The following is a 17072-nucleotide window of genomic DNA, read 5'->3' as shown; positions in this document are numbered from 1 at the left end:
GACGCATCGGGCGCATGCGCCACATTCCGAACCTGCTGACCCTGCTGCGCATGCTGCTGACGGTGCCGCTGGCCTGGCTGCTGCGCAACGGTCGTTTCGACGCAGCGCTGCTGCTGGCCCTGTTCGCCGGTCTCAGCGATGCGCTGGACGGCTATCTGGCCAAGCGGTTTTCCTGGCAGAGCGAACTGGGCGGACTGCTCGATCCGGTCGCCGACAAGCTGCTGCTGCTGGCCTGCTTCCTCGGCCTGGCCGATGCGGGCGCGCTGCCCTGGTGGCTGGCCCTGCTGGTACTCGGCCGTGACGTCATCATCGTTGCCGGTGCCGTGGCCTACCATAACCTGGTGGGTCCACTGCATGCGGCGCCAAGCTATCTGAGCAAACTGACCACGGTCTTGCAGATCCTGCTGGTATTGGCGACGCTGCTGCATCTGTCGCGCTTTGCCGAATGGCCGCAATGGCTGAACCAGTGGCTGCTGGCCGCCGTCGCCGTCGCTACGCTGGCCAGCGGTCTGGACTACATCGCGCGCTGGTCGCTCAAAGCCTGGCGCGAAACGCATTCACAACGGGGTAGGCCGCAATGACAACGACGGAACGCTGGCAGTGGCTGGCTGTGGCCCTGGTAGGCGGTGGACTGATTTACCTGCTGGCGCCGGCGCTGACGCCGTTCGCCATCGCGGCCCTGTTCGCCTACCTGTGGGATCCGGTCGTCGACCGGCTCGAACGGCTGGGGCTGTCGCGTAATTTCTCCGTGTCGCTGGTGTTCTTCTTCATCATCGTCGGCGTGGTGGCGCTGATCCTGCTGGTGATTCCATTCACTGAGCGGCAAATCGCCAAGTTCCTCGAACAGCTGCCGCGCTGGCTCGCCTGGATCCAGGCCGAGGCGCAGCCGCAGCTGGAAAAGCGCTTCGGCATCACGCTGGATTTCGCCGACCCGAACAAGCTGATCGAAATGCTCAGCGGACACTGGCGCGAAGCCGGCGGCGTGGCCACGGCGCTGCTGGCCAAGGTATCCAAGTCGGGCCTGACCGTGCTCGGCTGGGTCGCCCAGTTGGTACTTATTCCGGTTGTCACTTTTTACCTTCTGCGCGACTGGGACGTGCTGGTGGCGCGGGTGAACGAACTGCTGCCGCGCACGATAGAGCCGACCATCAGCCGGCTGGCGCGGGAGTCCGACGAAGTGCTGGGGGCTTTCCTGCGCGGCCAGCTCAGCGTGATGCTGGCGCTGGGCACCTTGTATGCAGTCGGACTGTGGGCGATCGGCATCGACGTAGGCCCGCTGATCGGCATGATCGCCGGCCTGATCAGCTTCGTGCCCTACCTCGGCGCCATCGTCGGTGTCGGCATGGCCTTGATCGCCGCGGTGGTGCAATACCAGGACTGGACCCACGTGATCATGGTGCTGGCCGTGTTCGGCGTCGGCCAGACCATCGAAGGCTATGTGCTGGTACCCAAGCTGGTCGGCGACAAGATCGGCCTGCATCCGGTCGCGGTGATCTTTGCCATCCTGGCCGGCGGCGAGCTGTTCGGCTTCCTCGGCGTGCTGCTGGCATTGCCGGCCGCGGCCGTGTTCATGGTGGTGCTGCGCTACCTGCACGAGAAATACACCGCCAGCACGCTCTACCAGGCCGAGCAGCCCCAACCCGAAGTGTCCGGCGTGGTGGTGGTATCGCATGGCAGCGTGGTTGCCGCGGGCGACCTGGAGCCGCTGCCGACGGTGGCGCAAGCCGCACCCGGCATTGTGCTGCCGGGCGGCAACGACAAGCCCGGCGCGCATTGACGTGCAGCAGTTGCCTTTGGGATGGCGCTGGCCGGCACAGCAGCGCTTCGATACGTTTTTCGCCACCGGCAACGAGGCCACGGTGGAGCTGCTGCGCCAGCTGGCTGACGGCAGCAGCAACGGCTGGATCTTCCTGTTCGGGCCGGAAGGCAGCGGCCGCACCCACTTGCTGATGGCTACCTGCCAGGCGGCCAACGCGCAGGAAATCAGTGCCCAGTACCTGCCGCTGGCGGCCTTGCCCGCGCCGGTGGACGGTGCCATCCGCGGCTTCGGCGGCAGCGATCTGCTGGTGCTGGACGATCTCGACGCAATTGCCGGCGACGCCGCGGCGGAACACGCCCTGTTCGACCTGTACAACCGCTGCCGTGCCGAAGGCAGCACCCTGGTCTTCGTTGCCAGCGCACCGCCAGCGCAGATCGGCATACAGCTGCCAGACCTGGTATCGCGCCTGTCCAGTTGCACCCAGCTACCCTTGCGCCCGCTCGACGATGCGCAGCGGCGCGAGGTGCTGCGTTCCCGCGCCGAGACGCGCGGTATCGCACTGGACGAAGCCGTGCTGGATTTCCTGTTCAGCCGCTATGCGCGCGACCTCGGCAGCCTGGGTGCGCTGCTCGACCGGGTCGACCGCGAATCGCTGGCGGCCAAGCGCCGCGTGACCGTGCCGTTCCTGCGCCAGCTGCTGGCGCGTGGCGACGACTAAGTGCGCGGGGCAGCGACGTAGGTGGGGTAAGCCACAAGGCGCACCCCAACAGCAAGGTGGCTCATCATCAAAGAACCCATGCCGAAGGAATGTTCGTTTCGCCGGGACACCGGCCAAAGCATTCCTTCGGCATGGGCTTTTTGTGGCGGATACGCCGCGATGGTGGGGTGTGCCAGCGGCTTGCCCCAATCTGCGATTTCAATTCTGTATTGATGTGGAAAAGCGAAAAACCGCCACAAGGCGGTTCTTCGGGGTTCGCGGGTTGTCGGGGGGCGCCGTCCATCGCCGCCGGCAGGCGATGGACGGCGGCGCGGTGATGGCGGCCTGGCGATACGCCGTGTCTTACTTGTTCTTGGCCGCGCCGCCCTCGACCAGGATGAATTCGCGATTCGCCTCGACCGTCTTGTCGCCGATACCCTTCACCTTGGCCAGGTCGTCGGCGCTCTTGAACGCGCCGTTCTGCTCGCGATAGGCGACGATCGCTTCGGCCTTGCTCTGACCCACGCCCTTGAGGTTGGCAGCGAGGGTGGCGGCGTCGGCAGTGTTGACGTTCACCGGCTGGGCGGCGAAGGCCGGCAGGCAGAAGGCCAGGGACAGGACGAGGGACTGGATGAACTTGTTCATGGGTTTGCTCCGGATCGATTGTGTGGGTTTGGTGCCGGGCCGCTGCGGCTCCGACGGTGCAAACTTTAGGCAGTGCGGCCGCTGCCTTCGTCAGGCAGACACCCCGTCGAACCCTGCGCAGACGCCGCGTACGGCGCTGGGAAAAATCCCAGCGGTTTCGTGGCCCGGCCGGTGCCGCGGTAAGATCCGCGCTTTGCCGTACAGCCCAGGAAAACCGCATGAATACCGAACAGCTCAGCGCCTTCGTTTCCGCCAAGTGGGATGAGGAAATCGTGCCGCGCCTGGTCGACTACATCCGCATTCCGAACAAGTCGCCCATGTTCGACGCCGATTGGGCGGCGCATGGCTACATGGATCAGGCGGTCGATCTGATGGCCGGCTGGGCGCGGCAGCAGCCGATTGCTGGCATGCAGGTCGATGTGGTGCGGCTGGAAGGCCGCACGCCGCTGATCTTCATCGACATCCCCGGCCAGAACGACGATTGCGTCGTGCTCTACGGCCATCTGGACAAGCAGCCGGAAATGACCGGCTGGGCCGATGACCTGGGCCCGTGGAAACCGGTGATCAAGGGCGACAAGCTCTACGGCCGCGGCGGCGCCGACGACGGCTACGCGATCTTCGGTTCGCTCGCCGCCATCCTGGCGCTGCAGCAGCAGGGCATTCCGCATGCGCGCTGCGTGGTGATGATCGAAGCCTGCGAGGAATCCGGCAGCTACGACCTGCCTTATTACGTCGATCATCTGGCCGCGCGCATCGGCCGGCCGTCGCTGGTGGTCTGCCTGGATTCGGGCTGCGGCAACTACGACCAGCTCTGGCTGACCACCAGCCTGCGCGGTCTTACCGGCGGCAATCTCACGGTCAAGGTGCTGGAAGAAGGCGTGCATTCCGGCGACGCGTCCGGCGTGGTCGCTTCCAGCTTCCGCATCCTGCGCGAATTGCTGTCGCGCCTGGAAGACCCAGCCAGCGGCAAGATCCTTCCGCCGGAACTCTACGCCGACATTCCGCAACAGCGCACCGAACAGGCACGGCGTTCGGCCGAAGTGCTCGGCGATGCGGTGTATTCCAAATTTCCCTTCGTGGAAGGCATGCGGCCGATGAACGAGGACCGCGCCGAGCTGGTGCTCAACCGCACCTGGCGGCCGGCCCTGTCGATCACCGGCGTGGGCGGCATGCCGGCACTGGATTCGGCCGGCAACGTGCTGCGTCCGTTCACGGCGGTCAAGCTCAGCCTGCGCCTGCCGCCGACGCGGGAAGGTGCCAGCGCGGGCGAATTCCTCAAGGGACTGCTGGAGAAAGACCCGCCCTATGGCTGCGAAGTCCGCTTCGATCTGGAAAAAGCTTCCACCGGCTGGAATGCGCCACAGCTGTCGCCCTGGCTGGAACAGTCGGTCGCCGCCGCCTCCAAGGCATTTTTCGGCCCGGAACCGGCGTACATGGGCGAAGGCGGCACGATTCCGTTCATGGGCATGCTGGGCGAGAAATTCCCGGGCGCGCAGTTCCTCATCACCGGCGTGCTGGGCCCGCACTCCAATGCCCATGGCCCGAACGAGTTCCTGCACATTCCCACCGGCAAGCGCGTGACCATGTGCGTGGCCCAGGTGATGGCCGACCATTTCGTCGCCAGCCAGGCTGGCCTGACCAGCGGCGTTGCAGCCAGCGACGCGCACACCCATCACGGCGACCACGGCTGCTGCTGAACGCGGCGCAGGAGCACGCATGAGCGTATCGACTCCGGCCAGCGCCGCGCCTGCCGCGCGGCGCTGGCCGCGGCGCATGATCATCGGCGTGGCGGCGCTGGCCCTGCTGGCGCTGGCCATTTCCTCGCTGTTCGCCGACGGCGGTGCGCACACGCTGGACCGGCAGATCATGCTGCTGCTGCGCAATCCGCAGGCCTTGAACGATCCCCTCGGGCCGGCCTGGTTCGAGGATGTGATGCGCGACATGACCGGCCTGGGCGGCATTGGCGTGGTGATCGGCGGCAGCGCGCTGCTGGCCGGCTACCTGTGGCTGCAGCGGCGGCGAATGGATGTGCTGATCCTGGCGGGCAGCGTGGCTGGCGCGCAGATCGTCAGCGCCGTGTCCAAGCTGCTGGTGTCGCGGCCGCGGCCCGACCTGGTATCGCACGAGGCGGAAATCTACAGCGCCAGCTTTCCCAGCGGGCATACCCTGATGGCGACGGTGACCTGGGTCACCTTTGCCATGCTGCTCGCCGCGGATTTCCAGGACCGGCGCGTGCGCGACTATCTGCTGCTGGTGGCCTGGATTGTTGCGATCGCGGTCGGCTGCAGCCGTATCTATCTCGGCGTGCACTGGCCCAGCGACGTGCTGGCCGGCTGGGCCATTGGTGCCTTGTGGATGATTATACTTTCGCGGCTGGTGCCGCGCCTGCGCGGGCAGTGATTTGCACGGGCCTGCCGCGGGCTGCGGTAGGGCGCCGGTACCGAACTGGCGGCGCTGCGCCGGTTTGCGCAGGCGTCAGGTCCGGCGCCGGCCGGCCCGGTTACGCCGGTTCAAATTTCTGTACTACGCCAGAGTGCCGCCTTGTAGCTATTTCTTGCGGCAATTGCGCTCGCTGCCGTCGGGGCCCCAGGTGATCAGCGCCTCGCCCTGGTGCTCGTACAGCGAGACATTGCGGCCCTCGTAGCGGCTGCCGCTGGCGCTGGGCACGCTGAGCAGGGTCTGGCTGTCGTCGCCGCGCCGGGCCAGTACCGACGGTGGCTCGGTGGCAAAGAAGCTGGCGCTGACCGGCACGCTGTCGCCGTCGCAGACGTATTCGACGCTGGCTGTGGCGGCGACCAGGCTGAAACGCGCCTGCAGTTCGGCGATGCGCTGTTCGTAGTTGTCCGTCATGCATTGCTGCTGGATCGGGCTTTTCCAGCACTCGTTGCGGCCTTTGATCCAGCCGATCTGCTCGGCCTTCAGCGTGCTGCCGCTCTTGCCCTTGCTCTTGCCCTGGGCAGCCTTGAACACCTCGGCCAGCTTGCGATCCAGCGCGGCGAGCTTTTCGTCGGCGCAGATCTGTTCTTCCACGGTGCTCTGCAGCTTCCTGGTGCAGTCGTAGGACGGCCGCGCCGCGCTGGCGGAGCCGGCGGCAAGGGCGAGCAGGGACAGTGCGGCAACGCGGCAGTACGCAGTGTTCATCGACAGCTTCCTGGTTTCGGTAGGACGTCCTGCGGGCGGCGAAGAAGCCGCCCGTGATTCGGGCTCGATCGCGGCGGGCAGACCTTGCGGTGTACTTCGCGATGCCTGTCGCACCCTACACCTTGCGGCGCTGTTCGCGCTGCTCGCCGTGCCCGGCATCGTTCAAGGCCATCCGTGGGGCTCGGTGCATTCCTGCAGGAGTCTGGCTCAGCGTTTGACACCGGCGCGCCAGGCGTAGACGGCGGCCTGGGTGCGGTCCTGCAGTTCCAGCTTGGCCAGCACATTGCTGACGTGGGTCTTGACGGTCTTCTCGCCGATGCCCATGCGGGTGGCGATGACGTGGTTGGACAGGCCGTCCGCCATCAGCTCCAGCACTTCGCGTTCGCGCAGGCTGAGGCGGTCGAGCGCGCTGGGTGCCGGGTCGGAAGCGGGCGTGCGCACTGCCTGTACCAGTCGCGTGGCGATGCGCGGATGCAGGATCGCCTCGCCGCGGGCGGTGCGGCGCACCGCATCGGCCAGGGTGTCGGCATCGGTGTCCTTGAGCAGGTAGCTCAGCGCGCCGGCCTGTACCGCATGCACGATCTGCGCATCGTCTTCGTAGCTGGTGAGTATCAGCACCTGGGTAGAGGGGCAGGAGGTGCGGATCAGGCGCGTCGCCTCGACGCCGCCGCCGGGCATGACCAGGTCGATCAGGGCCACGTCCGGAATCAGTTCGCGGCATACGGCAGCGGCGCTCTCGGCGCTGTCCGCTTCGCCGACGATGGTCAGGTCGTCGCACGTGTCCAGGAAGGCACGGATGCCCTGACGCACCAGGACATGGTCGTCGGCGATGATGACGCGAATCGGTTGGCTCATTGCAGTCGTGCTCCGTAGTTGCAGCGAACCCTTACCTCGGTGCCGGCACCGGGCGGGCTGATCAATTCGAACTGGCCGCCGGGCAGACCTTCGGCGCGGGCGCGCATGTTTGCCAGGCCCATGCCGCCGCTGGAGTCGGCGCCACCGATGCCATTATCGGCGATGCTCAGGCTAATCTGCTCGTCCTTGCGGTGGAGCTTGATTGAGACTCGCGTGGCGCGGGCATGGCGCAGCACATTGGCCAGCGCCTCCTCGGCGATGCGCAGCAGGGCCTCGCCGTGGACAGCGTCGTCGAGGATGGAGTCGTCCAGTTCGAACTCGCGCTGCAGGCCGCTGATGCGCGCCCAGCGTTCGGCCAGCTCCAGCAGGCGCGGGGCGAGAAAGCCGCGTGGCGCCCGTTCGCTGCGCAGTTCGTCCAGCACCTGTACCAGCTGGCGCTGGATGCCGACGATCAGTTCGTACGACTCGTCCAGCCGCGTCTGCACCGCCGCATCGTCATTGCCAAGCAGGCGCCGCGCGGCGCGAATCTGCAGGTTCAGCGCGAACGCCTTCTGCTTGACCGTGTCGTGCAGGTCGCGGGCGATGCGCTGGCGCTCCTGCAGGCTGGCCAGGTCGGCGCGCGACTGCATCAGGCTCATCAGCTCGCAGGCCATGCGGTTGAGGTCGCGCGACAGACGGCCCAGCTCGTCGCCGGATTCGTCCGGAATCAATGTGGAAAAATCCCCGGCACTCCACGATTCCGCCGCGTCGGCAATGGTATTCAGCCGCCGTGTGACCCAGCGCACCATGAAAAACGCCGTGGCGATGCTGAATACCACCAGGTAGATCAGCAGGATCGGCCATTCGAAACTTTTTTCGCCGGCCAGTCGCTGCCAGGGCAGCGGCAGGCGCAGCTCGGTCAGCAGAAAGCCGCGCAGATGGCCGGCCTGATCGCGGATCACCGCCAGCACGCGGCGCACGCGTTCCGGCGTTTCCTCGCCGGGCAGGTCGGCCGAACCGTCGCGTTTGGCCAGCTCCCAGGCCGGATCGCCGGCGGGCGGCGGCGTGGCGGTCCAGCCGCCGTCGGGGGCGTTGGCGAGCAGCTGTCCGTCGCCGTCGTAGGCGCCGACGGCGACCGGTACGCGGGACAGTTCCAGCATCACGTAGGAACTGGGTGCGAGGCCGTCCTGCGGACGTTCCAGCCGCAGCACCAGCGCTTCGGCGCGGGTGGCCAGCTCGATTTCGCTGGGCGTCTTGCCGTCTTTCCAATGGCGGCCGATCTCGTCGGCCGCGTCCCGCGTCATCAGGCTCATGCGGCCGGAATCCACCGCCTCGAACAGCTCGTGGAATTCGAAGGTGACAATGGTCCACTGGATCAGCGCCAAGGCAGGCACCGACAGCAACAGGTAGAACAGGGCGAGCTTGAACGTCAGCCCCTGGAGCAGATGGCGGCGTTGCGACATGGCGGGGCACAGGCAAAGGTCGTGCGAGTGTGACCGCTGGGGCGTTCTCGTGCCAGTGGCAGGGGCGGGCTAGGCACCGGGACGGAATGCCGCCCCCGGCGCCAGGCCGCGCCAGGGCCGGCGGGAAAAGGCTGCATGGACGGCAACTTGCGTTCTATCCGGCGGCAGCCCCAGGCCTGCGGTGCATGGCTCCGCATGGCGAGCCCGGTATGGACGGCGATACCGCCGTCGAATACGCGCGCCGCACATTGAGTATTTGTGCAGGATTACCTAATTCAACGCGTCGGGATCGGCCACCGGCAGCGTGTTGGCTTCCTCCGGCCAGTTGTTCGCCAGTACCACGCCTTCGCCGCGCAGCACGCCGTTGCCGAGATTGACCACGGCATGCGCACTGGAGGTGTCATTGGGTTCGGCCAGGGCGCTGTTGCCTTCGATGGTCACGTCGCGCAGGCCGATGTCGCCGAGGTTGAGCAGGGCCGAGGCGGTCAGTACCGAACTGCGCCGGCCGGTCACGGTATTGCCCGACAGCCGGCAGCGGGCCAGTTCCATGCGGCCGAAATTCATCACGATGCCGGCATCGCGCTTGGCCGCGAGTACGGCGTTGTGGCTGATTTCGCTGTCCCAGCCGCGCAAGGTGCCGTAGTTCACGACGATGGCATTGGTGCCGTCGGCAAGGCTGTCGGTGATGCGTACGCGGTCCAGGTGGACTACGCCGCGGTTGATCAGGGCGCCGCGCGAGGCTTCCGCCAGACCGAGGTTTTCCAGGGCGAGCTTGCCGCTGGGGGCGATGCTCAGCAGGGCGAATTCCTGGTCGGAATAGCGGCGGATTTCAGCCCCGTTGCCGACGATGGTGATAGCGCTGCGGATCAGCGGCAGGCCGAGCCGGCGTGTGCTGTCGCTGGCGTCGCGGATGATGTAGAGCCCGGCCCTGGCCAGCTCGATGCGATCGGGTTCCAGCGTGGCTTCGGCCGATTGAATGGCGGCGATCAACGCCTTGCTGTCGTGGTCGGCCACGACGAAAGTGGCGGCCTGGACCGGGGGCGAAGCGGCAGCAAGCGCGGCGAGGCAGAAGAGGCGACGGATCATGGCAATTCCCCGAAGGTGGCTGCGAGCACGCCGCAACGCTGCTGCAGTGCGATAGAGCTAACGACCTAATCGAAATCGGCACTGCGCCGCGGCTCGCTGCGTCGCCGTGGCGCCGACGAACGGCACAAATTCACGGTGGAAAAGGCGAGCCGGACAGAAATGGGCGGCCCGGCCGGCCCGCGGTTGCGGCGCCATTGCGCAGCGGCCGGCCCTTCGCAGTGCGTGCCGGACACGGCACAATCGCCGTCCCCTGACCGCAAGCCGATACCCATGCGTCGAATCGCCGCCCGCCGTTCTCCCATTCATGGCAACGGCGTCTTTGCCGTCAGCGACATTCCCGCCGGCACCACCGTGTGCGAATACCGCGGCAAACTGCTGACCCACGCCCAGGCGGACAAGCGCTATCCGGGCAATGCGGATTCCGGCCACACTTTCTTGTTCACCCTCAACGAGCGCTACGTGCTGGACGCCAACGAGCAGGGCAATATCGCGCGCTGGATCAACCACTCCTGCGCGCCGAACTGCCAGTCGTTCCTGAAGGAACACGCCGCGGGCGATGCGCGCAAGGACCGCGTGCTGATCGAAACCCTGCGCGACATCCGCGCCGGCGAAGAGCTGTGCTACGACTACGGCATCACCCTGGCGGAAAAGCACACGGCCAGGCTCAAGGCGATCTGGGCCTGCCGCTGCGGCATGCCGGCCTGCAGCGGCACCATGCTCAAGCCCAAGCGCAAGGCGGCGGCAAAAGCCTGATAGGCCGGCGCGCAGACTTTCGCCTGTCTAGGAAACATCTGCGCGAATTTCCGCGGCAGGACCGGCTCGCCAGGCCCAGGCCGCGTTTTGCCTGGGCCCGGGCACCCATCCGCGCGACGGGCGGCAGAACCAAAACATAATTCCGGCTGGCCGGATACTGAGTACTATTGCTTCCACACTGCAGCGCCCGGATGGCGCGGCAGTTTCGGGATTCGACGGGGCAGGGGAGTGGCGATGCGCATCGACAAGAATCTGGTCGTCATCGGCCTCAGCGACGAGGACACCGCGCATCTGCGCCTGCTGATCCGCAAGGCTGCCGAGCAGTTGCAGCAGCGTTGGCGCTGGGGCTCGGAAGAAGGTGCCGACCTGGTCATCGTCGATGCCGACGTCTTCGCCGGGCAGATGGCGCGCACGCGTGCCCTCGCCGCCGGCATGCGCGTCGCCGTGCTGACCGACGAGTCCGGGCCTTCGACCACCGAGCTGCGCCTGAACCGCCCGCTGAAGCTGGCCAATGTGATCGATGTGCTGAACCAGTCCGGCGGCGGCCTCGCCCTGGCGCCGGCCATGGGCAATATCAGCGACGACATGTACCTGGAATTCGCCCACGCGTCGTCGTCCAGGCTCGATCCGCCCGATGGCCTGCGTCATCTGTTCGACGAAGAAGGCGATGTCGATGCACAGGCCCTGGGCCTGGCGGCGGACGAACCGGTCGCGATCGGCGCCGACGAGCTGTTCAAGCGCGACGAAGGCGCGCACAAGCCGCGTTTCAGCGTGCCGCTCACCCTTGACGACGACACCTACGTGGAACGCGGCGGCGCCACCTCGCGCAGCGAATCGCGCGTGAGCGACAGCGCCGAAGGCATGGCACGCCAGCCATCGGCGCCGGGCCCGAATACCTTGCCGCCGGTCAAGCGCGGCAGCAACGTCAATCTCGACGGCAGCCGGCATGCCTTGCGCGCCTACCTGCAAGGACAGCTGCTGGCGGGGCCGGCGCAGATCCGTCTCGGCGATGCGCCCGCGCTCACGCTCGATCCGAAAAATGAGCAGTTCTATACCGAAGGCGGTCTGGGACAATTGGAAATCTACGCCCGCGCGCCGCTGAGCCGCAGCGACTGGCGCGCGCTGACCACGGCCGAGCTGGCCCAGGTGCGCGACACGCAGACCGCGCAGCCCTACCAGAACCTGGTCTGGCTGGAAGCGCTGGTACAGTCTGGCGGGCGCCTGGCGGCGCAGCTCGATCCGGGTGGCAGCTACAAGCTCAAGCGCTGGCTCGAACTGGACCGCGACGTGCGCCAGCACCAGCGCATCGCCCGCGCCATGCTGCAGCCGGCGCGCCTGAACGAAATTTCCGCCGCGGCCAACGTACCCATGGCCGATGTGTTCGACGTGGTCAACGCGTATTACGCGATCGGCCTGGTGGAATGGGAAACGCGTGCCTCGCTGCGTGCGCCCGCCAAGCCGGAAGCAAGCGGTGGGCTGCTGTCGCGCCTGAAGCGGCCGTTCGGCAGATCCTGAGGCTGAGGGGCTGCACCGCCGTGCTGCCGCTGTCGCGAAGGGCAGTGCTGGTCTGGAGTGTCTTGCTCCTTGTCGTTTCGATTGCGGTTGTTTTCGCCAGCGTGGTCCATTCACGGCGAGCGGGCGAGACTGTGCTGGCCCAGGTTCGGCCGCCATTCGATGCGGCGGCGGCGGAATACCAGTTGCGCCCGCGCCTCGAGCAGGCGTTGCTGCGTGCCGGTCACGACGAATGGAGCGGCGTCTACACCTATTGGGACGGTGAGAACTCCTCGCGCACACTGCTGCTGGTGCCGGGCAGCGGTTTCATCGCACGTCAAAACAGCGAAGGGCTGGGCGAGGGCGATCTGCTGCGCCTGGGCTCGGCCCAGTGGCGTGACGGACGCATCGAACTGCACGACGACTACGTCGCACCGGCCTGGCCGCTGCTGCCGCAAACCCTGTCCAGTAGCCTGATTCCCCTGCGCTGGGGCGAGCGGCGCTATCTGGTCGGTGCCGATCAGCTGGCTCGCTTTGCCCGCGCCGTGAATTTCAGCGGCAGCGAGGCCTATGCCGCGCAGAACGGTGCCGCGCTTCGGCGCGGCGACGAAACCCGTCCGGTATCCGGTTTGCCACCGCTGCCGGCTGCTGCGCAGGCTTACCTGCGCAGCCAGCCGCTGCTGCTGCACGTGACGTCGGTGGATATTGTGCACAACGAGATCATTGACGGCGGCTTCCAGGATGTGCGCCGTATCGACTATCGCCTGACCCTTTCTGCCGGCGACGGCATAGTCGCTGGCATGCAATTGCAACGCGACTTCAGCAGCGTTTTCGATGCGGCGGAGTTCATCACGATCGAACAGGTCGATGCGAATGCCGCCACGGCGGCTTACAGCGACATCGTCACACCGGTCGGTTTTCTCGAAACCCGGTTTCGACCCGATCCCGCCCGCATGGATCGTCCTACCCGCGCGGAACTGCACGGGCCGCGCATCGGCGACGTCTGGTCGACGGGCGGCAGCGCGCTTGTCGCGATGCGCGTGCGCCGCTGAAGCCGCGGTGTTGCGGCGGCGGCGCCAGTGCTCAAGCCAGCCTCACCTCCACCTCGGTCTTCACCGAATTGGCAATAAAGCAGTTCGCATGCGCGCGCAGGTGCAGGGCTTCGATGTCGGCTGCCGTGGGAATCTTCTCGCCGGAAAACTGCGTGCGCGGATTGAGGATGGCCCGCGTCACCGCGGGTTTGCCCTCGGCGTTCTTGTCGAGTATCGCCACCGCGTCGTCGGCGTAGCTTTCCAGCACGTAGCCGCGGTTCGCGGCCAGGGCGAGGAAGGTCAGCATATGGCAGGACGACAGCGCGGCAAGCAGCAGTTCCTCGGGGTCGGTCGCGTCGTCCAGGCCGCCGTAGCCCGGCGCGGCCGAGTTGGTCAGCTGCTGGCCGCGCTCGAAGCGAAGGCGGTGTTCGCGCAGGTAGTTGCCGCGTTCGAACGCAGCGTCGTTGCGCTGCCAGAGGACGGAAGTGCGGTGTTCGGACATGAAGGCCTCGCTGCATGGCCGGGAATCGGCGCAGTCGCCGCATGATGGCCCGGGCCCGGGCTTTGACGAAAGAGGCCGCTTGCGGCAGCGTGTGCGCATGTCCCGTTCCGATTCCCGCCCGCCGCGCGCCTTGCCGCCGCGTTCCCCGTCGCGCGCTGCGCCATCCGCCACGCTGTCGCCCGCGGCCGGTGTCCGCCATGGCCTGGCCCGCATCATTTCCAAGCGCGGCTATTGCTCGCGCACCCAGGCCGAAGTGCTGGTGCGCGCCGGCCGCGTCAGTCTCAACGGCCGCATCGTGCGCGATCCGGAAACACCGGCCCGGCTACAGGCCGACCGCATCGCCGTCGACGGCGCCGATATCGCCGCGGCGGCACCTGTCTGGATCATGCTGAACAAGCCGCGGGGCTACGTCACCACGGCCCAGGACGAGCGCGGCCGCGACACGGTATATGCCCTGCTCGCCGATGCCGGCCTGCCCTGGCTGGCACCGATAGGACGGCTGGACAAGGCCAGCGAAGGCTTGCTGCTGTTCTGCAACGACAGCACTGCCGCGGCCCGGCTGATCGCGCCGGAAAGCCACGTGGACAAGACCTACCACGTGCAGATCGACTGCGTACCTCATGCCGCGCTGCTGCAGCGCCTGCGCGACGGCATCAGCGACGAAGGCGAGCCATTGACGGCCAGGTCGGTCGCGCTGCTGCGCAGTGGCGAGAAGAATGCCTGGCTGGAAATCGTGCTGGACGAAGGCCGTAACCGGCATATCCGGCGCCTGCTCGCCGCCCACGGCATCGGCGTGCTGCGCCTGGTGCGCGTGGCGATAGGCCAGCTTGCCCTGGGCGAGCTGGCCAAGGGCAAGTGGCGGCAACTGGCGGCGGCTGAAATTTCCGCGTTGAATTCAACGCCGGCCTGAGTGGACGCGCGCCCTGCGGCAGCGGCGCATCTGCGCACCGCGGCCGCTGTGCCGTTGCTTCAGTCCTTCAGCACGCCGAGCTTGCGCCCGACCTTGGTAAATGCCGCCACGGCCTGGTCGATCTGCTCTGGCGTATGCGCCGCACTCATCTGTGTGCGGATGCGCGCCTGGCCCTGCGGCACCACCGGATAGAAGAAGCCGATCACGTAGATGCCTTCTTCCAGCAGTTCCGCGGCGAACTGCTGCGCGAGCTTGGCGTCGTACAGCATCACCGGCACGATCGCGTGCTGGCCGGGCCTGAGGTCGAAGCCGGCCGCGCTCATGCCGGCGCGGAAGCGGTTGGCGTTCGCCTCGACCCGGTCGCGCAGTTCGGTCGAGCGCGCCAGTATCTCGAACACCTTGAGCGAGGCCGCCACCAGCGGCGGCGGCAAGGTGTTGGAGAACAGGTACGGGCGTGAACGCTGGCGCAGCAGGTCGATGATTTCCCGGCGTCCGGTGGTGAAGCCGCCGGAACCGCCGCCCAGCGCCTTGCCCAGGGTCGATGTATACACGTCCACTTTGTCCATAACACCGTGCAGTTCGGCCGAGCCGCGGCCGGTGGCGCCGACGAAGCCGGTGGCGTGGGAATCGTCGACCATCAGCAGGGCGCCGTACTTTTCCTTCAGCGCGGCGATTTCGTCCAGCTTGGCGATAAAGCCGTCCATGGAGAACACGCCGTCGGTGGCGATCAGGCGGGTGCGCCGCGACTGGGTTTCGCTCAGGTGTTTTTCCAGCTCGGCCATGTCCCCGTTGGCATAGCGCCGGCGTTCGGCCTTGCACAGGCGGATGCCGTCGATGATCGAGGCGTGGTTGAGCGCATCGGAGATCACGGCGTCCTGCTCGGACAGGATGGTTTCGAACAGGCCGCCGTTGGCGTCGAAGCAGCTGGTATAGAGGATGGTGTCCTCGGTGCCGAAGAAGCGCGAGATGGCGGCTTCCAGCTGCTTGTGCAGATCCTGCGTGCCGCAGATGAAGCGCACCGAGGCCAGGCCGAAACCGTGGCTGTCCAGCGCGTCCTTGGCCGCGGCGATGATTTCGGCATTGTCCGCCAGGCCCAGGTAGTTGTTGGCGCAGAAATTCAGCACCTGGCGGCCGTCGGCGGTGGCGATGGCGGCAGATTGCGGCGTGGTGATGACTCGCTCGGTCTTGTACAGGCCTTGCTCGCGGATGGCGTGCAGTTCTTCGGTCAGTCGGTCTCGGGCGGCGTAGTCCATGGCGGTCTCGGGGCAGGCGGAAAAGAGCGCCATTGTGGGGCAATCGGCGGCGCAGCCCAATGCACTGTACGTTGCGGCCGGCCTGTGCAGGGCGGGGCCATCGCGCCGCCGCCTCTGCTAGGCTCGCGCTCTACGCGTCCGTACGGACACTGCCTGGGGATGGCATGCGCAAGTCGATGGGTGTTGGGCTGATGCTGGTGCTTGCCTGGGCCGCCGCCGCGGCGCAGGCGCAGGTGCCGAAAACGGTGGCGCCGGAAGTGCTGGCGCTGATCCAGGACGACGAACCGTATCCGCTGCCGCGCAACCTCAGCGCCGAGGAACGCGCGCGCTGGCAGCCGCCGGATCTGTCCCGCGCGCCGCAGGCGCCGCCGGCCGGGCCGGTGCGGGCGCAGGCCGAGTACGAGGACAACAGCGGCATCCTGGTGCGCTGGGGCACGCAGAATGCCCTGCTGACCCAGATGGCCGTGGCCATCACCACGGGCGACCCGGATGCCTTCGTCTACGTGGTGGTGACCGGAGCCACCCAGCAATCCAGCGCCAGCGCCACCCTGAACGGCGCCGGTGCAGTCATGAGCCGCATCAGGTTCATCAGCCAGGCCTGCAGCAGCGGCTGCAGCGTGTGGATGCGCGACTACGGCCCGCGCTTCATCGACGCCGCCGGTCACCGCGCCGCGGTCGACCACAGCTACAACCGGCCGCGCCCGATCGACGATGCGTTTCCCGGGGTCTGGGCCGGCTATTCCGGCGAGGCGAAATACGATATCCCGCTCGTCCACGGCGGCGGCAATTTCCACTTGTTCCGCAATCGCGACGCATTCATGACGCGCCTGATCGTGAACGAGAACGCCGGCGTGAGCGAGCAGCAGATCAAGGACTATTACCGCGACTACCAGGGACTGAACCTGACCCTGACCACGCCGTTCCCGGCCAGCTACGATTCCACCCAGCACATCGACATGTGGATGCTGCCGCTGGCCGACGACAAGGTGCTGATCAGCAGCCACGCCAGCACCGATGGCGTGCCGTATACGGTGACCGAAGACACCGCCGCGCTGATGACGGGACGCGGCTATACCGTCTACCGCACGCCGGCCTGGCTCAGCGGCGGTACGCACTACACCTATGCCAATGCGGTACTTCTGAACAAGGTGGCCCTGGTCTGCCAGTTCAGCGGCTATGCCACGCAGAATGCGGCGGCGCTGGCCACGTTCGCCGCGGCACTGCCCGAGCGCAGCGTGGTCGGCGTGGATTGCAGCGGCATCATCGGGCTTTCCGGTGCTATCCACTGCATCGTCATGCACGTGCCTGACCTGCTGTTCCGCGACGATCTCGACGGCTGAAAAACAGAGGCGGCGTTCAACGCCGCCTCGCTGCTGCGGTTGGCCCGCGCCGGTTCACTTCGTGTGGTCAGGCGCGTTCTTGTGCAGGTTGTCGCGCATGGTGTTCTGCGATTCCTTGTGCGCGCGGGTGCGCTCGGCGAAGGTCATGCACTGCTTGACCTTGCGGT

The 17072-nt window shown here is 66.9% G+C and carries 17 protein-coding genes; 10 read left to right on the top strand and 7 right to left on the bottom strand.

Features of this window, described 5'->3' with window-relative positions:
• Positions 1-14 precede the first annotated feature (14 nt).
• From DFR29_RS08585 to hda, 3 genes are read left to right on the top strand one after another with little or no spacing between them, the layout of a single operon-like run.
• Positions 15-581, top strand: a complete 567-nt coding sequence (locus DFR29_RS08585) for a CDP-alcohol phosphatidyltransferase family protein (protein ID WP_133818171.1) — start codon at positions 15-17, stop codon at positions 579-581.
• Positions 578-1777: an AI-2E family transporter gene (locus DFR29_RS08580; RefSeq protein WP_133818170.1), complete on the top strand. Its 1200-nt coding sequence runs from the start codon at positions 578-580 to the stop codon at positions 1775-1777. Before DFR29_RS08585 ends, DFR29_RS08580 begins: the two co-directional genes overlap by 4 nt.
• A gap of 1 nt (position 1778) precedes the next feature.
• A complete protein-coding gene (hda, locus tag DFR29_RS08575) occupies positions 1779-2477 on the top strand; it encodes a DnaA regulatory inactivator Hda (RefSeq protein ID WP_341829849.1) in 699 nt (232 codons plus the stop codon).
• A gap of 342 nt (positions 2478-2819) precedes the next feature.
• On the opposite strand, the gene DFR29_RS08570 is transcribed toward hda, so the two are convergent.
• On the bottom strand, positions 2820-3101 hold the full coding sequence (locus DFR29_RS08570; RefSeq protein WP_133818168.1) for a ComEA family DNA-binding protein: 282 nt from the start codon (positions 3099-3101) through the stop codon (positions 2820-2822).
• Between the two features lie 218 nt (positions 3102-3319).
• On the opposite strand from DFR29_RS08570, the gene DFR29_RS08565 reads away from it, so the two are divergent.
• Together DFR29_RS08565 and DFR29_RS08560 are read left to right on the top strand one after the other, a co-directional pair.
• On the top strand, positions 3320-4798 hold the full coding sequence (locus tag DFR29_RS08565; RefSeq protein WP_133818167.1) for a M20 family metallopeptidase: 1479 nt from the start codon (positions 3320-3322) through the stop codon (positions 4796-4798).
• A gap of 19 nt (positions 4799-4817) precedes the next feature.
• Positions 4818-5501, top strand: a complete 684-nt coding sequence (locus tag DFR29_RS08560; RefSeq protein WP_133818166.1) for a phosphatase PAP2 family protein — start codon at positions 4818-4820, stop codon at positions 5499-5501.
• A gap of 147 nt (positions 5502-5648) precedes the next feature.
• Here DFR29_RS08560 and DFR29_RS08555 read toward each other — a convergent pair whose 3' ends face one another.
• The 4 genes from DFR29_RS08555 to DFR29_RS08540 form a co-directional block, all read right to left on the bottom strand.
• Complete coding sequence (locus DFR29_RS08555) at positions 5649-6242, bottom strand: MliC family protein (RefSeq protein ID WP_133818165.1); 594 nt, start codon at positions 6240-6242, stop codon at positions 5649-5651.
• A 207-nt stretch (positions 6243-6449) separates the two neighbouring features.
• The gene (locus tag DFR29_RS08550; RefSeq protein ID WP_133818164.1) at positions 6450-7097 is read right to left on the bottom strand and encodes a response regulator; all 648 of its coding nucleotides are present in this window, start codon (positions 7095-7097) and stop codon (positions 6450-6452) included.
• Positions 7094-8539 (bottom strand): HAMP domain-containing sensor histidine kinase, encoded by a 1446-nt coding sequence (locus DFR29_RS08545; RefSeq protein ID WP_133818163.1) that lies wholly within the window; start codon positions 8537-8539, stop codon positions 7094-7096. Before DFR29_RS08545 ends, DFR29_RS08550 begins: the two co-directional genes overlap by 4 nt.
• Before the next feature lie 270 nt (positions 8540-8809).
• Complete coding sequence (locus DFR29_RS08540; RefSeq protein ID WP_133818162.1) at positions 8810-9625, bottom strand: hypothetical protein; 816 nt, start codon at positions 9623-9625, stop codon at positions 8810-8812.
• A 270-nt stretch (positions 9626-9895) separates the two neighbouring features.
• On the opposite strand from DFR29_RS08540, the gene DFR29_RS08535 reads away from it, so the two are divergent.
• The 3 genes from DFR29_RS08535 to DFR29_RS08525 all read left to right on the top strand — a co-directional run bounded on the left by DFR29_RS08535 (position 9896) and on the right by DFR29_RS08525 (position 12921).
• Positions 9896-10378, top strand: coding sequence for an SET domain-containing protein (locus DFR29_RS08535; RefSeq protein WP_166653966.1), 483 nt, complete (start codon positions 9896-9898; stop codon positions 10376-10378).
• Positions 10379-10612: 234 nt separating this feature from the next.
• Positions 10613-11893, top strand: a complete 1281-nt coding sequence (locus tag DFR29_RS08530) for a hypothetical protein (RefSeq protein ID WP_133818161.1) — start codon at positions 10613-10615, stop codon at positions 11891-11893.
• A gap of 182 nt (positions 11894-12075) precedes the next feature.
• Positions 12076-12921 carry a hypothetical protein gene (locus DFR29_RS08525; RefSeq protein WP_133818160.1) on the top strand — a complete coding sequence of 282 codons (846 nt, stop codon included), beginning with the start codon at positions 12076-12078 and terminating at the stop codon, positions 12919-12921.
• 31 nt (positions 12922-12952) lie between these two features.
• Here DFR29_RS08525 and DFR29_RS08520 read toward each other — a convergent pair whose 3' ends face one another.
• Complete coding sequence (locus tag DFR29_RS08520; RefSeq protein WP_133818159.1) at positions 12953-13402, bottom strand: OsmC family protein; 450 nt, start codon at positions 13400-13402, stop codon at positions 12953-12955.
• A 97-nt stretch (positions 13403-13499) separates the two neighbouring features.
• On the opposite strand from DFR29_RS08520, the gene DFR29_RS08515 reads away from it, so the two are divergent.
• Positions 13500-14312, top strand: a complete 813-nt coding sequence (locus DFR29_RS08515; protein ID WP_133818158.1) for a pseudouridine synthase — start codon at positions 13500-13502, stop codon at positions 14310-14312.
• Between the two features lie 59 nt (positions 14313-14371).
• Here DFR29_RS08515 and kbl read toward each other — a convergent pair whose 3' ends face one another.
• Positions 14372-15565 carry a glycine C-acetyltransferase gene (gene kbl / locus DFR29_RS08510; protein ID WP_133818157.1) on the bottom strand — a complete coding sequence of 398 codons (1194 nt, stop codon included), beginning with the start codon at positions 15563-15565 and terminating at the stop codon, positions 14372-14374.
• A 164-nt stretch (positions 15566-15729) separates the two neighbouring features.
• Here kbl and DFR29_RS08505 point away from each other — a divergent pair, with 164 nt between their 5' ends.
• The gene (locus DFR29_RS08505) at positions 15730-16905 is read left to right on the top strand and encodes an agmatine deiminase family protein (RefSeq protein WP_166653965.1); all 1176 of its coding nucleotides are present in this window, start codon (positions 15730-15732) and stop codon (positions 16903-16905) included.
• The last annotated feature ends 167 nt before the right edge of the window (positions 16906-17072 follow it).

It is taken from the genome of Tahibacter aquaticus, from assembly GCF_004363655.1.
In the GTDB taxonomy this organism is placed as follows: Bacteria; Pseudomonadota; Gammaproteobacteria; order Xanthomonadales; family Rhodanobacteraceae; genus Tahibacter; species Tahibacter aquaticus.
Note: the sequence above shows the minus strand (reverse complement) of the source record. Positions and strands in the feature narration are given on the sequence as shown.